Source organism: Virgibacillus profundi, assembly GCF_002287375.1.
GTDB classification, from domain to species: Bacteria; Bacillota; Bacilli; order Bacillales; family Amphibacillaceae; genus Virgibacillus_K; species Virgibacillus_K profundi.
This window is the reverse complement of sequence record NZ_NPOA01000001.1, coordinates 450,061-466,776: the sequence shown is the minus strand read 5'-3', so window position 1 is coordinate 466,776 and position 16,716 is coordinate 450,061. Positions and strand designations below refer to the sequence as shown.

13 protein-coding genes are annotated in these 16,716 nt (G+C 37.8%); 11 read left to right on the top strand and 2 right to left on the bottom strand.

Annotated features, from left to right (window positions below; all coding sequences use genetic code 11):
• Nucleotides 1-108 precede the first annotated feature (108 nt).
• The 3 genes from chrA (at nt 109) to CIL05_RS01880 (ending at nt 3,450) form a co-directional block, all read left to right on the top strand.
• On the top strand, nt 109-1,290 hold the full coding sequence (gene chrA / locus CIL05_RS01890) for a chromate efflux transporter (protein WP_095653800.1): 1,182 nt from the start codon (nt 109-111) through the stop codon (nt 1,288-1,290).
• A gap of 29 nt (nt 1,291-1,319) precedes the next feature.
• Nucleotides 1,320-1,760, top strand: a complete 441-nt coding sequence (locus CIL05_RS01885; protein ID WP_095653799.1) for an OsmC family protein — start codon at nt 1,320-1,322, stop codon at nt 1,758-1,760.
• A gap of 301 nt (nt 1,761-2,061) precedes the next feature.
• Nucleotides 2,062-3,450 carry an L-cystine transporter gene (locus CIL05_RS01880; protein ID WP_095653798.1) on the top strand — a complete coding sequence of 463 codons (1,389 nt, stop codon included), beginning with the start codon at nt 2,062-2,064 and terminating at the stop codon, nt 3,448-3,450.
• A 501-nt stretch (nt 3,451-3,951) separates the two neighbouring features.
• On the opposite strand, the gene CIL05_RS01875 is transcribed toward CIL05_RS01880, so the two are convergent.
• Nucleotides 3,952-5,751, bottom strand: coding sequence for a DNA ligase D (locus CIL05_RS01875; RefSeq protein ID WP_095653797.1), 1,800 nt, complete (start codon nt 5,749-5,751; stop codon nt 3,952-3,954).
• 208 nt (nt 5,752-5,959) lie between these two features.
• Here CIL05_RS01875 and ku point away from each other — a divergent pair, with 208 nt between their 5' ends.
• From ku to CIL05_RS01860, 3 genes are all read left to right on the top strand, one after another.
• Nucleotides 5,960-6,811: a non-homologous end joining protein Ku gene (ku, locus tag CIL05_RS01870; protein WP_095653796.1), complete on the top strand. Its 852-nt coding sequence runs from the start codon at nt 5,960-5,962 to the stop codon at nt 6,809-6,811.
• 555 nt (nt 6,812-7,366) lie between these two features.
• Nucleotides 7,367-8,386: an acyltransferase family protein gene (locus tag CIL05_RS01865; protein ID WP_095653795.1), complete on the top strand. Its 1,020-nt coding sequence runs from the start codon at nt 7,367-7,369 to the stop codon at nt 8,384-8,386.
• Nucleotides 8,387-8,418: 32 nt separating this feature from the next.
• On the top strand, nt 8,419-9,246 hold the full coding sequence (locus CIL05_RS01860) for a sugar nucleotide-binding protein (protein ID WP_095653794.1): 828 nt from the start codon (nt 8,419-8,421) through the stop codon (nt 9,244-9,246).
• A 453-nt stretch (nt 9,247-9,699) separates the two neighbouring features.
• Here CIL05_RS01860 and CIL05_RS01855 read toward each other — a convergent pair whose 3' ends face one another.
• On the bottom strand, nt 9,700-11,040 hold the full coding sequence (locus CIL05_RS01855; protein WP_095653793.1) for a YjiH family protein: 1,341 nt from the start codon (nt 11,038-11,040) through the stop codon (nt 9,700-9,702).
• A 128-nt stretch (nt 11,041-11,168) separates the two neighbouring features.
• Between CIL05_RS01855 and CIL05_RS01850 the strand changes: the two genes are divergently transcribed.
• The 5 genes from CIL05_RS01850 (at nt 11,169) to CIL05_RS01825 (ending at nt 16,709) form a co-directional block, all read left to right on the top strand.
• Nucleotides 11,169-12,812 (top strand): ABC1 kinase family protein, encoded by a 1,644-nt coding sequence (locus CIL05_RS01850; protein WP_095653792.1) that lies wholly within the window; start codon nt 11,169-11,171, stop codon nt 12,810-12,812.
• Between the two features lie 13 nt (nt 12,813-12,825).
• A complete protein-coding gene (locus CIL05_RS01845) occupies nt 12,826-13,128 on the top strand; it encodes a phasin family protein (protein ID WP_095653791.1) in 303 nt (100 codons plus the stop codon).
• Nucleotides 13,129-13,505: 377 nt separating this feature from the next.
• A complete protein-coding gene (coxB, locus tag CIL05_RS01835) occupies nt 13,506-14,192 on the top strand; it encodes a cytochrome c oxidase subunit II (protein ID WP_095653789.1) in 687 nt (228 codons plus the stop codon).
• A gap of 32 nt (nt 14,193-14,224) precedes the next feature.
• Nucleotides 14,225-16,144, top strand: a complete 1,920-nt coding sequence (locus tag CIL05_RS01830) for a cytochrome c oxidase subunit I (RefSeq protein WP_095653788.1) — start codon at nt 14,225-14,227, stop codon at nt 16,142-16,144.
• Nucleotides 16,137-16,709, top strand: a complete 573-nt coding sequence (locus CIL05_RS01825) for a cytochrome c oxidase subunit 3 (protein ID WP_095653787.1) — start codon at nt 16,137-16,139, stop codon at nt 16,707-16,709. The genes CIL05_RS01830 and CIL05_RS01825 overlap by 8 nt, the downstream gene beginning before the upstream one ends.
• Nucleotides 16,710-16,716: the final 7 nt, after the last annotated feature.

Sequence of the window (16,716 nt, the reverse complement as noted above, 5' to 3'; positions counted from 1 at the left end):
TACGATATGTGCAGGGAAAAAGTTTCAAATGTTAAGTTTATGTAAATTTTAAAGTGTACTCATATAAAGTATGGTAAATTAGAAGGAAAATTAGCTTCGGAGGTAATTATGACAAAAAAACATTCCCTGCTTGAAATATTAATGACATCACTGAAATTGGGATTCACTTCATTCGGTGGGCCTGTCGCCCATCTTGGTTATTTTAAAAATGAATATATTGATAAACGGAAATGGCTGGACGATAAAACATATGCAGATATTATTGCAATTTGTCAATTTTTACCTGGTCCTGCGAGCAGCCAGGTGGGAATTGCAATCGGGATGCTGCGTGGTGGATTTTTCGGCGGTGTCGTATCCTGGTTCGGTTTTACGATACCATCTGTAGCACTCCTTATTCTATTCGCTCTTGCCTATCAATCCTTTACATTAGGTGATGCAACTTGGATAGCCAGCCTAAAAGTTGTGGCAGTTGCTGTTGTTGCACATGCTGTTTTAGGTTTAGGTAAAAAGCTAACACCTGACAGGCCACGTATAGCTATTGCGCTGATAGCTGCTTTCACCATGCTGTTATTTCCATCGGCTATTGTACAAATTTCGATAATTGTCGTTGCAGCAATAGTCGGTTATGTTATGTTTTCGAAACAAGCAGAGACAAAAGTACAACCTTTTTCTGTTTCGATTACGAAGAAGCAAGGGGTTATTTCATTATCTATCTTAGCTGTCCTATTAATAGGTTTACCAATAATTTCGCAAACAGTCTCTAATTCCTATTTAAGTATTTTTGATACATTTTTCCGGGTTGGTTCCATTGTTTTTGGTGGTGGACATGTTGTGCTCCCATTACTTGAGCAGGAAGTTGTCCCAAATGGCCTCTTGAGTAGTGGAGAGTTTCTGGCAGGATATGGGATGGCTCAGGCAGTTCCTGGACCATTATTTACTTTTGCCAGTTATTTAGGAACGATGATCAGTGGAATTACTGGAGGGGTAATCGCTACGGTTGCGATGTTCCTGCCCTCATTTTTATTGATTGTCGGGGCGTTGCCATTTTTAAGTGAGCTGCGCAAGCATTCCAGTTTTCAAGGAATATTAACAGGAGTGAACGCCAGTGTTGTAGGTATTCTCCTTGCAGCATTTTACGACCCTGTTTTTACAAGTTCAATCTTAAGTGGTGCTCATTTCGGTCTTGCTGCGATTCTCTTTGCACTCATGCACTTCTGGAAAACACCTGCATGGCTAATCGTTATTATTGGTGTTGTCCTGGGCGAAATAATTGCTTATTTCTTTGTTTAAAAGATAAAATGAATTGTGAGGTGAATACAATGGCGGAACATCATTTTCATTTAAAAGCAGACTGGCCGGGTGGCAGGAATAGTGAAGGCTATATTGAAGCAGGGAATCTGCAGACAAAAATCTCAATTCCACCTGAAATGGACGGGCCAGGAATTGGGACAAATCCTGATGAAATGCTACTTGGCGCAGCAGCAACTTGCTATTTAATAACACTAGCTGCGATGATTGAGCGTGCCGAACTTCCACTTGTAGAGATGTCGCTTGAATCGGAGGGGATTGTCGATGTTACGAAAGGTATATTTACCTATAAAGAAATTATTCACAAACCCTCAGTTGTTTTAAAAAGTAATGCAATAGAAAAAGAACATAATTTGTTAAAGAAATTAGTCGAAAAAGCGGAGAAAGGCTGTATGATTTCACGAGCGATTCAGGGAAATGTCGAAATAGAACTCCAGCCTGATTTGCGCTGAAGCTAAAGATACTTCTTCAAATGAGGGGGTATCTTTTTAAATAGGGAATGTTTTAAAAATAGGATCATATAATATACGCATTACAATAATTCGGGAATCATATCAGTTCCGAAAATACAGATGAATCATTGTGAAATCATTTCCTTGACACTTCAGCAAAATCGTTGTATCTTATTGAAGTCATACTAATATTATCGGAATTATACAGTATAATGTGAACGATAAATAATTGGTTGCATATGATAAGTTCATCATTAGTTGCAAACAATAAGGGAACGTATAAAGAAGGGGAGGAATATAAGTGGATTTATTTTATGTTGTATTAAATATCGCCGTTTTATTAGCGGTCATAGGTATACTTATTTGGATGCAGAAAAAGCATTTTTCATTTACGAAGCGTGTATTCACTGGCCTTGGAGCAGGTATTGTGCTTGGGGCAGTATTGCAACTTGTTTACGGTGCCGGTTCGGAGGTCTTAACTGAAACAACAGAATGGTACAATATTGTAGGTCGGGGTTATATTAGTTTTCTGATGATGATCGTTGTGCCAATTGTTATGGTATCGATTATTCAATCGATTACTAATCTGGAAAAGACTGCAGAACTTGGGAAAATGTCTTTATGGATTATCGGAATCCTTATTGGAACTACCATGATCGCAGCAATGATTGGTATTGGAACAGCAGTTGTATTTGACCTGGATGCAGGACAAATTGAAGCAGGTACTGCAGAAACAGAACGAGGAACAATGCTGGAAACGCGTGCGGCAGAAGATCAGTCAGCACCACAGAAAATTCTTAACTTCATTCCATCCAATATATTTTTGGATATGACTGGACAAAGATCTACATCAGTCATTGCAGTTGTTATATTTTCTATTTTTGTTGGTATCGCTGTACTTGGGGTTCGAAGGAAAAATCCGGAGCAAGCTGAAATGTTTACGAAAATTATTAATTCACTCTATGCAGTCGTTATGCGTATCGTAACATTGGTACTGCGCTTAACGCCATTTGGTATTTTGGCCTTGATGGCAAACACGGTAGCAGGTACAGATTTTGCAGGGATTATCGAGCTGGGTAAATTTGTTATTGCTTCCTATGTAGCATTATTCATCATGTTCATTATTCATTTAATTTTAGTAGGTGTATTTGGATTAAGTCCGTTGACCTATCTGAAAAAAGTAATACCAGTACTGGGATTTGCTTTCACATCCCGTTCAAGTGCCGGAACTATTCCGTTGAATATTCAAGCACAAAAAAATTCTCTCGGTGTTGATCAGGGGATTGCAAACATGTCAGCCTCCTTTGGGGCAACAATGGGGCAAAACGGCTGTGCAGGAATTTATCCGGCAATGTTAGCAGTAATGATTGCTCCAACAATGGGTATCGATCCATTATCACCAGGGTTCATCATACAATTGGTACTTATTGTAGGTATCAGCTCCTTTGGTGTAGCCGGTGTCGGTGGTGGCGCAACCTTTGCAGCAATAATCGTATTGTCATCCATGGGTATGCCTGTAGCGTTAGCAGGTCTGTTAATCTCCATTGAGGCATTAATTGATATGGGTCGTACAGCACTTAATGTAAATGGTTCGATGCTTTCAGGAACATTAACATCACGTGTACTGAAGAATTTAAACCTAAAGAAATTTAATGATAAAACCGCAATTGAAGATAATGTTTCTTTATAATTGAAGCAAATAGCCGTTCCTTGATGGGAGCGGCTATTTTTATGGAGTTTAGTTTAGAATAATACTGAATTCTGAACAATTGACCTGCGCAAATACTTTTGCTTTTTTGCATTTAGCTTTTTAAAAGGATTTAGGACTGTTGACTGCCACGTCCCATCACTAAAGATTTGGGACTGCACTTCGTTCGCCCCACCGTAAAACACGACGTAAGGTACTGCTATGGAAGAACGATGCAGCAAAAGTTCCAATAGAACATCTCTCTACGACGAAACTGTCCAATAGCTGTCCATGAGAGCCCCTCTAAAGGACAAAACATGAAAGAATGTCCGTGATCGTCCCTCTCAAGGACATACTAGCTGGAAATCAGATGAAGAATGTCCGTGATCGTCCCTCTCAAGGACATACTAGCAAGAAATCAGATGAAGAATGTCCGTGAGCGTTTTGCTCAAGGACATACTAGTTAGAAATTAGATGAGAACAACAAAATTTATAAAAAGCACCTTACATTTTAACAAGCTTCAAGACCTTATCAAGCTGTTGTTTCTTCCCTGCATCAAAATATCCTCTGAACGGGCAACCGAGCTTCTGCACACGTTCCAGTACATTTTTAATCGTAAATTGTTCGGGCCTCAATCCTTCTACTACTTCTTCCCAGAATAATGGTGTCGCAACAGTACCTTCATCGGTTTTTCGAGGAGAATAGGGTGCTATTAATGTTTTATCTTTTCCATGCTGGACATAGTCAATATATAATCGTTCATTTCTATTTTTTTTCAAACGCTCTGTTGTAAATAAGTCCGGATAGGCATTTTCAACCGTCCATGCTATGGCTTGAGTGAATGTTGCTGTTTCATCATAGGTCATACTGCTTTTTGGAATAGGGATATGAATTTGCAATCCTTTATTTCCGGAAGTTTTTGCAAAAGAAACAAGCCCCAGGTCATCAAGCAAGGGCTTTATCAAAAGGGCTGCCTGAATTGCCAGACTAAATCTATCCCTATCGGGGGGATCTAAATCAAATACAATTTCTTCAGGATGACTGCTCCCCGCTGTTTGAAAAGGAATATGAAATTCAACTGCTCCATGATTCGCAAACCAGACCAATGACTCCAGATCATTACAAATAATAAGTTTTCCATCATCTGTTCGAATATTGTTTATGAATGCAGGTGCATAATCTGGAAGATGCTTTTGAAAGAAATGCTCTTCTGTTACACCGTCAGGGCAGCGAATGAGTGTTAATGCACGCTTTTTCAAAAAAGGAAGCATGTATGGAGAGATCTCCCTTATGTAAAAAAGTAGGTCACCCTTTGTTAGATGCTTATCTGGCCAAAATACTTTAGCAGTATTTGTAAGTTCGACGTTGGGAGGAAGCAACGCCATATCCAGATTTAACTTTTGAATCGTAAAATCGCTGGGTGAAGCATCTGGAAGTAAGGAGGCGAATTCGGGTTCCCGAGGCTCATTTTTGTACATATCCAGTGTATGAATTGCGGCACAGATAGCTGGAGGAAGCCTGTAACCTCCCGCTTCCTTTTTCCCTTTTGCCGCAAATAATTTTTTTAAGGTTTCTACCGATTCTGCATCAAGACCATGTTTACATTTGCCAATTTCCTTTATCGAATCATTTTCATAAACCTGTACAATAAAGTACCCATTCTTTGTATCATAATGCGTTAGAAACCCAAAAATTGTTCGCCAGTTTTTTATTTTAAACCAGTCATGATGCTTTTTTCCTGCACTATAGTTACTTTTTTTTCGCTTGGCAATCATACCTTCTGCTTTGTAATCAAAGATAATTTTCCATAACTCATTGGGGTTCTTATAGGATGGAACGAACTGCAGTCGATTGGCTTGGCTCAACTTGTTCAACAATTTTTCCAATAAATCTTTTCGCTTGGAAAAACCTTCATTTTTTAATGAAATTGCAGATTGCTCGATTAGGTCAAAAGCTAAAAAGCTTGCAGGGCGGGATGCTGCTGCTTTTTTAATGGAATCTTTACTCTTTAATCTGCCACGTTGTTGAATCAGGGAGAAATTTGCCTGGTAGGAATTATTCAGAATGACCAGTTCTCCGTCAAGCTTTATTGGTAGAAGTGAATGAACCAACGATTGGTTTTCCAGACATGAATCAACTATTTCCGGAAAGTTATCCGTTAAATCCTTATCATTTCTGCTTTTCAGACGAATGACATCTTTTTCCCATTCCAAAACACATCGAAAACCATCATATTTCACTTCATATAACCACATATCACCAGCAGGAATTTCTGAACTTGCTTTTGGTTTCATAATATCCATTTTCAAACACACTCCCTTCTACTTTAAAATGGCTCATAATGATAAAAATAAACTACTGTCAGGATAAAAATAAACATTACTGACAAACTAAAAGTAGAAAAGCAAAGGTAACTGGTCAAAAGTGAATGGATAAGCCTGGCGTCTGTAGAGTCAATTTCTTATAACGGAAATTTTTAAGAGCCAGAGCCGGTAAAAAGGAGGTTTTTTCATGCATACAATGTGGAAAGGAACAATTAGTTTTGGCCTGGTTAATATCCCTGTAAAAATGCATGCCGCAACAGAAAATAAAGATGTTAAACTACGGCAACTGCATAAAGAATGTCAGTCACCTGTTAAATATGAAAAGGTCTGTCCCGTTTGTGATCGGGAAATTAAAAATGAGGAAATTGTAAAAGCTTATGAATATGCAAAAAACAAATTTGTTGTATTAGATGAAGAAGAATTAGAAGCATTGAAGAAAGAACAGGCAGACAAGGCAGTAGAAATTGTTGACTTTGTAAAACTGGACGAGATTGATCCAATATATTTTGAGAAGAGCTATTATTTATCTCCCAATGAAGGTGGAGGTAAAGCATATGGATTATTACGCAATGCACTAAAAGATACCGGAAAAATTGGTGTTGCGAAAATGATCATCCGGTCAAAGGAACAGTTGGCGGTGATCCGTGTTTACGAAAACACCTTAGTAGCGGAAACGATTCACTATCCGGATGAAGTCCGTGGTGTTCAGGATGTCCCGAATGTCCCAGAGGAAGTAGACACAGCAAAAAAAGAATTAGATACAGCGAAAATGCTCATTGACCAATTGACTACAGAGTTTGACCCCGAAAAATATAAAGATGAATATCGTTCAGCACTATTAGATCTAATCGAAGAAAAGAAAAACAAAGATCAAACGACTACAGCAAAAGATAAACCGACACCTGACGCTGCAACCAATTTAATGGATGCGCTGCAGGCGTCACTTGACAGGGCAAAAAAGGAAAAACCAAAACCAAAGCAGCCAACAAAGCGGAAAACAAAAACAACAACTGCCAAAAAGAAAAAAGCAGCAACCTAAAAAATGTCTCCTTAAATGGAGGCATTTTTAATTTCTGCAGCTTCATAGCGGATGAGGGGCGGAGTTGACTGGGTAAGGAGGTGAACTTGAGAGATAAGACGCTAAAGTTGAGAGAAATTCGCTTAAGTTGAGAGAAACCCTGATGAAGTTGAGAAACCGGTCATCAAAGTTGAGAGATAAACCGGTTTTTACATTTATCTCTCAAGTTCCAGCATTATCTCTCAACTATCCATGGCTGTCTCTCAAGTTCCAGCATTATCTCTCAACTATCCATGGCTGTCTCTCAAGTTTCAGCATTATCTCTCAACTATCCATGGCTGTCTCTCAAGTTCCAGCATTATCTCTCAACTATCCAAGGTTATCTCTCAAGTCCCAGCCCCATCACTTACGCCCATCCAATTTTCACCAATCATTTTACAAAGTTGCTTCATTATTTCATTCCACTTACAAATCAATAACAACTCCATAAAATCGGTGCAAATTACACGTATCTTCTATTGAAAACGGGTAGAGTGGATAATACACATGTTATTAACACAAAAGGGATGAGAAGCAATGAAGAGGAATGCATTTTTAGATAATGCAAAAGTATTATTGATTTTTTTAGTAGTATTTGGTCACATGATTCAGCCGTTTGTTGATGGATCACAAGGGATGAATACATTATATATGTGGATTTACACATTTCATATGCCTGCATTTATTTTGCTTTCAGGTTTTTTTGCGAAAGGATCAGGGAATAAGGATTATATTATCAAATTAGCTAAAAAGTTATTGTTTCCATATTTAATTTTTCAGCTACTCTATACAGGATATTATTTCTTTATAGGAAAAGAAGGCTGGCAGACGGGAATGTTTTATCCCCATTGGTCACTATGGTTCCTGTTTAGCTTATTCAGCTGGCATATACTCTTATTTTGGTTTAAAAAAATACCAGCTGCACTAAGTGTTATGATTGCAGTTTTAATAGGTGTTATTGTTGGCTATTTTGGTGAAATTGGTCATGCATTCAGCCTGTCACGTACATTTGTCTTTTTCCCGTTTTTCCTGATTGGTTATTGGATTACGGAAAAACAGATTATGTGGGTGAAACACAGAGCTGCAAAGGCAGCATCACTTGTGGTTATGGCTTTAGTAGCTGCAGCAATCTATTATGCTCCTGAGTTTAATTCAGGATGGCTATTGGCTTCAAAATCCTATGGTGATTTAGGAATGGCGGAATTTGGTGGAATTGCACGCCTGGCAGTCTATATAACTGCAGCCGTTATGACAGCTAGTATTCTGGCATGGGTACCTGCTAATCAATTGAAAGTTTCCAAGCTGGGGACTAGAACATTGTATGTATATCTTTTACATGGATTTTTCATTCAATATTTCCGTCAGGCAGGATTATTTGAAGTTAATAATTTAGTGGATTTAATTGGTCTTGCAGCAATCTCAGGATTAATCGTACTTGTTTTATCTAGTAAGCCAGTTCTGGGAATATGGCAGCCGATGATCGAAGGTAAAAATTCCATTATAAAAAATGCTGTTAAACAAAGGGCAAACAAGAATTCAACACAGACAGACTCCTAATATTTTAAAAGTAATAAAAGGAAGGTGTTATCATGAAGGTTTGTGTATTTGGTGCGAATGGATATGTCGGGGCTTCGGTATATAAAAGCTTGCGGAAAATACCATCGATCAATGTAAGTGGAACCTATTTAAGGGAACCGTCATTATTTGATGAACTTTACAAACTTGATATAAATGAGCCCGAATCATTTTCGAGCTATTACAAGCAGGAAAATCCGGATGTGGTCATTTGGTCGGTAATGGACGGTCCGAATGAACATATGTTAACAGATCAGGGATTGATGCACTTACTCACATTTCTAACACCGGAAACAAAGCTCATTTATATTTCTTCAGACTTTGTATACAGTGATGGTAAAGGGCCTTATGATGAGGAGGACTCCTTGTCAACATTGCCTGATGATCATCTATTCAGCAGTTATACAAATGCAAAGATAAAAGCAGAGCACTTGATAAACAACGAATTATCAAATTACGTCATTCTCAGAGCAGGCCCCATCTATGGAGAAAATCAAATTGGAAAATTGGATGATCGAACAGATAAATTATCCTATCATTTACGATCAGATAAATCGATTGCCTTTCGGGATGATCTAATTCGAACCTTTGTCCATGTAGAGGATCTGGCGAGTGTTATTACTGAATTGGTTCAAAATGATGTGACAGGTGTTTATAATACCGGCCAATCTGAAAGTAAAAGTTATTATCAATTTATGAGGTTAATGGCAGAGCAACTGGGCTATAATCCGAACTTTGTCGAAAAGGAATCGGAATATGAAAAGGTTGATCAGGAAATTCCAAAAGATACTTCATTAATTACGAAAAAAATAACAGAAATAACGAAACAAAAATTCAGATGAATCGTATAACTAATTACCCCCCCTTTTTTTAAAATATAGAAAAGCAGACAATCAATTGCTGATTGTCTGCTTTTTGTATTTTTTATACTTTTTAAAAAGAGTCCTGATCTTTGTTTGCAGTGAATGTAATATGCGACACAAGATACAAATCCAGAAATGCGCTGTGTGGATCTTAGGATAGAATGCATCTATATGCCCAAATGAAGTCGAAACAGGCACAAACGGTCACATAGAACGCATCTATATGCCCAATCGAAGTCGAAACAGGCGCGAACAGTCACATAGAATGCATCTATATGCCCAATCGAAGTCGAAACAGGCGCGAACGGTCACATAGAACGCATCTATATGCCCAAACGAAGTCGAAACGAGCACAAACGGTCACATAAAAAGTTGCTATGCGCCCAAGCGTCCTCTTAAATATCTTTTGTGTCACTAACAACCTTCTCAAATTCAAAATATCATATGTGCAATCAGTGTAATGACTGGTAGTGTTATGAGTGTACGCAGCAGGAATATAATAAATAAATCTATAAACGACACGGGAACTTTTGAACCTAAAAGCAATCCACCGACCTCAGACATGTAGATTAACTGTGTGACGGATAGTGCTGCGATGATAAACCTGGTAATTTCCGCCTCGATTGATGCACCGATAATAGCCGGCAGGAACATATCCGCAAAGCCGATTAAAATTGTTTCGGAAGCAGCAGCGGCATGCGGTATTTGCATCAATTCCAATAATGGGATAAATGGCATTCCCAGCCATTGAAACACTGGTGTAAATTCAGCGATAATCAAAGCAACCAACCCAAATGCCATAACAACAGGTGCAACACCCATCCACATATCTAAAATATTTTGTCCGCCTTCCTTAGCGAACTTATAAACACTTGATTCTTTTTTTCCACGATCCAATGCTTTTTGATAGCCATATGAAAAGACATTATGTTCCTCAGGAATCTTTTCATCTACCCCAGTTGAATCTGTTATATAAGTGTCTGCTTTTCTTGAAAGTGGCGGAATCCGCGGCATAATTAATGCAGCAACCAACCCGGCTACAAAGACAGTTGCATAAAAAGGAACAAACATATGCTCAAGGCCTACCTCTGTAATAATAACCAGTGTAAATGTAATGGAAACGATCGAGAATGTTGTCCCAATAACAGCTGCTTCTCTTTTTGTATAATAGCCATCCTCATATTGTTTACTTGTTAAAAGCACGCCAATTGTGCCGTCACCAATCCAGGATGCCAAAGCATCAATTGATGAACGTCCAGGCAGCTTGAATAATGGCCTCATTATTTTTGTCATTAATGTTCCAAAAAGCTCAAGTAAACCAAAGTTCATTAACAATGGCAAAAATAGTCCAGCGAATAAAAAGACAGAAAACAATACATGCAATAATCCCATAAGTGTTTGTCCGGTTACTTCACCATGAATTGCTTCAGGACCTAATTCGAAATAGACCATTATCGCAAACACGGCTGCAACTACTCTTGTTACAGTCCAAAATCCACTAACATAAAATAGTTTTTGGAAAAAGGGAGTTTTTGAAAATGCATTTTTCCCTAAGAACTTGGCTAATACTGTAAAAACAGCAGTAATTAAAATGATAAATGTCATGATGGCTGACAGCTGATTTGCGAGTAGGACCTGAACCCATTCTGCTAAAAGCGCAATTGGTATGGTGAATCCATTATCTGTTTTCACGGGAGACATGAATAAAAATATCCCTAGTAATGATGGGATAATGAATTTTATATGATCAGCTATAGAATAATTATGTTTCATATGTACCTCCTGATGATTCTATATTCACCTATTATAATGGAAGAATAGATAGATGTATATTATTTTACGGAAATTATAAAGTGTTATAATAAAATTATGATAGGGTAAAGTATGATGAGGTGTTATTTGTGAGGAATTCTTTAAAATATAGTCTGATTTATCGTTGCACCGTTATTGTTTGGCTGGCGGTGAAATTTATTTTTCAAATAGCTTTATTTCACTTTCGTCATCGTATCTGGGATGAAAGAACAAAGAAAAAATGGGATAAACTATTAGTGAAATTGGCAAAGGAATATCGAATAAAGGCTGTAAGACTAGGTGGCGTTTTAATTAAAGTAGGCCAATTCCTGAGTACAAGAACTGATTTTATGCCTGATGTTTTTATTAAAGAGCTTACTGGATTAGTGGATCGTGTACCGCCAATGGAATTCAATTATGCCAAATTTTTACTGGAAAAGGAATGGGGCACGGAAATTTATGACCATCTAAAGGTAATAGAAAAGTCTTCCATTGCTTCCGCTTCCATTGGTGAGGTTTACCGGGCAATATTAAAGGATGGGACACATGTTGCGATTAAAGTACAGCGTTATCGGATTCAGGAGATCTTTCATAAGGATTTTAGAGCATTAAATATTGTTTTCTGGATTTTATCTGTCTTTACTTCATTTGGTAAAACAGCAGATTTGAAAGCACTTTACCGTGAGCTTATATATGTGATGGACAGGGAACTGGATTTTGAAAAGGAATTAGGCTTCGGAGAATATTTCAAAGAACGTTATAAAGATAATGAATCCATACATATTCCTTCCTACTATAATGAATTGAGTACAAAAAAAGTACTAGTAATGGAATGGATAGATGGAACGAAAATTACGGATTTGAAATTTATGAAAAGGCATCATATCAATGTGGAGCAAACAGCAAAGAACTTGTTTGATTTTTATCTGGATCAGTTTTTAAATGTCGGTAAATTCCATGCAGATCCCCATGCAGGAAATGTTTTAATTAAAAAAGATGGCAGGATTGGGATTATTGATTTTGGGATGGTTCGGGAGATAACGAAGCAGGACACGCATTATTTTAAACTGTTTGTCCAAGGGTTAATTATAGATAATTATGATATTGTATTTGAAGCTTTGGATGAAATGAATTTTATCCTGCCAAATGCAAATAAAAAGAACCTAAAAAAAACAATGAAGCAAACACTGGAAATGTATCAGAATGGGTCATTTAATAATATGGATGCACAAACATTGGATCAATTGAAAGAAGAAATAATCAGTCTTGTAAAAAATCAACCAATCCAATTGCCCGCAGATTATGCCTATTTAGGAAGAGCAATATCGATTGTGGTTGGGATTTTATTTGCGATATATCCTGATATCGATATGGAAGCATGGGCCAAACCAAAAATAAAGAAATGGTTTGGGAGTAAAAATTTAGTGGAGATTTTTTATAAACAATATGCAAAAGAAACGGTAGAACCGCTATTATCATTTCCGCGGGCGATGTTAAATTGGCTGGAGAGTGGGGAAAAGGATAGACAATGGGAGAAAGAAAAGCAGCAGATGAAATTCAAGCATCACTTTTATTTACTCCTTGAGGTGATTTCATTTATTATGGTAGTAATAGGAATTGGAACAGTAAGTTATGGATTGATCCTCAGTCTACCAGGTATGATAATAATTGCTTCCGTAATAACAGTCATATTTATTGTTATAATAAGTATTATCCTGTTTAAGCATTTTCGTATGATTAGGAATAGAATGTGAGGGGGTGTTGGAGATGAATGAAATTCTCAAAAAAGGATTCTTGCTGGGGCTTGGTGCTGCAGTCAGCAGTAAGGAAAAGTTTGATCAAAAGCTGCAGGAATTAGTTGATAAAAATGAACTTACATCAGACCAGGCAAGATCTGTCATGCAGAAATTTGTTGAAAAAGGTGAAATGAAAAAAGACGAATGGAGCACAAAGCAATTCGAACAAACACAAAAAATGGCAAAAGACATGGGCGTCGCAACAAAGGAAGACATTAATGAACTTAGAGCACGCATTACAGAGTTGGAAGAAAAATTAAACGAAAAAGAATAATACATGAAAGAGTGGACCTGTAAAATGGTTCACTTTTTTTATTAAATCCATATTTCTTTCTGCATAAGTGGAGCTAAGGCATGGCGAATGCCAAGTTTATCGTCCGGAGCACAGAAATATCGTCCGGAGGGGAAATATATCATCTGGAGCACAGAAATATCGTCCGGAGGGGAAATATATCAGCGGGAGCGCAGAAATATCGTCCGGAGGGAAAATATATCATCCGGAGCGCAGAAATATCGCCCGGAGAGAAAATACCCCCCGGAGTGCAGAATATATCGCCTTGCAACTAGATACACCACCCCGAAAATGTTTATAGCCGACTTCGTTCGGGAAATGGCAAAACAACTACTATTTTAAAAAGGTTGCGAACAACGATGAAAAAATTAGGACTACTGCTGAGCCTATTACTGTTGACAGGATGCAATATTGCAGTTCTGGAACCAAAGAGCGAAACAGCGAGTGATCAGGCTTTTTTAATAGTTTTTAGCTTTTGGCTGATGATGATCGTTGTTTTAACGGTCTTTGTTTTATTTGTGAGATTTGTATATAAATACAGGTATACAGACAATAAAAAGGATTTTATGCCTAAGGATGTTAAAGGAAATAAAAAACTGGAAGCAACGTGGATCATTCTCCCAATTCTGCTATTGGCTGTTTTAGCGGTCCCAACAATTGCAATTACATATGAACAATCGCCGGTAGCAGGTGACCAGTCAGATCATGAAGGTACACATATTTATGTGACTGCACAGCAATTTTCCTGGACCTTTGAACATGAAACTGGCAAGGAAGTGCAAAATGATTTGGTTATTCCTGAAGGAGAATCGATTATCCTGCACTTAAACTCCAAGGATGTGATCCACTCATTCTGGGTGCCGCATTTAGGCGGGAAAGTTGACGTGCTGCCGGGGGAAGAGCTGGTTTATGTTATCGAGAATCCCGAAATAGGCACATATCAAGGTAAATGTGCGGAGTATTGTGGAATTCAACATGCCAAAATGACTTTTGAAGCAAATGTGGTATCAATCGAGGACTATGAGCGGTATGTGAATGAAGATTAGACTGTCTATTTGTTAAGAAGAGGTGAACAGAAATGGATATACCATTATTTGGAGATACACTATTTGTACCAACAGATGTCATGGCTGCATGGGTTTTCACAATACTTATGGCAATTCCAATTGGTTTATTTATACTTAAAAAGAAAAAAGTTGGACTCATTTTTGATTATGTTAAAACAACAAACCATCGAAAAATAGGAACGTTATACATTTTATTTGGGATTGTTTACTTTTTTAGAGCTGGGGTGGATGCGCTGTTTATTCGTGCGCAACTGGCATTTCCGAATAACGACTTTTGGGTGTTTCAGGGTGAAAAGTATAATGAAGTATTTACAACACATGGCACATTAATGATATTTTTTGTGGCAATGCCTTTATTGCTTGGATTGATGAATGTCGTTGTCCCATTGCAAATTGGTGCAAGGGATCTGGCATTTCCATTTTTAAATGCGGTTGGATTCTGGCTGTTCTTTGCAGGATCTGTCTTCTTTAATGTCTCATTCTTTATTAATATGACTCCGGAGATAGGGTGGACAGGCTATGCCCCATTATCAACAGAACAATTTACACCAGGGGCAGGTACTGATTTTTATGTATTTGGCCTGCAAATATCCGGGCTTGGTACGATCTTTACAGCACTTAACCTGATTGTAACGATTATCAGGCATCGTGCGCCTGGTATGAAGATGACAAGAATGCCCTTATTTGCCTGGGCAACCTTGATTACTTCTTTACTTATTATCATTGCATTTTCAGTACTGGCAATTGCTCTTTACTTACTTATGTTTGATCGGCAATTTGGAACAGGGTTTTTCTCAGGAAGTGAAGGGGATCCTGTCTTTTGGCAACATTTATTTTGGATTTTTGGCCATCCGGAAGTTTATATTCTGGCATTGCCGGCATTTGGTGTTTTTTCCGATATTATTTCAACCTTTTCGAAAAAGGTCATTTTTGGTTATCCCATTATGGTAATATCTATCGCATTAATTGGCTTTTTAGGATTTATGGTCTGGGCACATCATATGTTTACGGTTGGGCTTGGTCCGATGGCGAACACATTTTTTGCGATAACAACAATGGCTATAGCTGTACCAACCGGAATAAAGGTATTTAATTGGTTATTTACAATTCGGGGCGGTGTGGTTCGATTTACGACACCAATGTTATTTGCATTAGGATTTATTCCTTCTTTTGTTATGGGGGGAGTTACCGGTGTTATGCTTTCCGTCTCTGCTGCAAATTTTCAATTTCATGATACACACTTTGTTGTAGCACATTTTCATTATGTCATTATTGCTTCAACGATTTTTGGGATTTTTGCAGGGCTTTATTATTGGTATCCAAAAATTACCGGATTTGTATTGGGTGAAAAATTGGGGAGATGGCATTTTTGGACATTTCTTATTGGGTTTCATTTAACGTTTTTCCCTATGCATATAACAGGTCTTGAAGGCGTGCCACGTCGTGTATATACGTATACAGAGGCAGATGGGATTTTCCTTCTGAATTTCACAAGTACAATTGGTGCATTTCTAATGGGGATCAGCATGTTATTTCTTGTATGGAATGTATATAAGACACATACAAACGGTAAAAAAGTGGGCAATGACCCGTGGGATGGTAGAACGTTGGAATGGTATGTGCCATCACCTGCACCTGTTCAGACATTTGATCCAATGCCAATAGTTAAGGAAATAGATCCTCTATGGTATACAAAGTTGGAAAATAGATCTTTACGCACAACAACAAGTACACGACCTGCTCCAATCGAAACAGAATCCTTTATCCCGATTTCGATGGCAATGGCTTTATTTTTACTAAGTCTTGGATTAACTTTTTCCTTGTATTGGCTGGCTATTGTGGGTGGAATAGGCGTCTTAGGTCTATTCATTGTTCGTTCGTTTACGGATGAACGTGAGCATGTGTATGGGAAGGAGGATTCTTATGAATGACTATGAATCAGCTTTGTTTAAGGATAAGCAAATAGGCTTCTTGATTTATTTGGGCGCTGAGGCAATAATGTTTACCGTATTGTTTGCTACCTATTTGATATTTACACCAGCCGAACAAGGACCACATCCAACAGAAGTTTTCAAAGCTGTCAGTGTGATTTTATCCTCCTTCTTTCTGTTGTCGAGCAGTGGAACATTAATAGCTGCTGAAAAGGGTCTGGCAAAAAATAATCAAAGAAAATTTATCACCTGGTTTGCAATAACTCTATTATTTGCCATGATCTTTCTTGGCTTGGAAATTCATGAGTTTTATACGTTTGTCAGTGATGGTTATGGAATTAGCGTAAATGTTTTTATGTCTTCCTTCTATGTGTTGGTTGGACTCCACGCAGCCCATGTAGCCTTTGGGATCGGTTGGATGATTGTGTTGTTCATCCATTACATGAGGAAAATACCCATGTCCTTATTTAGAGAAAAACACAAGATATTTTCCTACTACTGGCACTTCGTTGATGTCATATGGGTAGTAATTATTCTGCTTGTATACCTACCATATTTATTATGACAGAAAG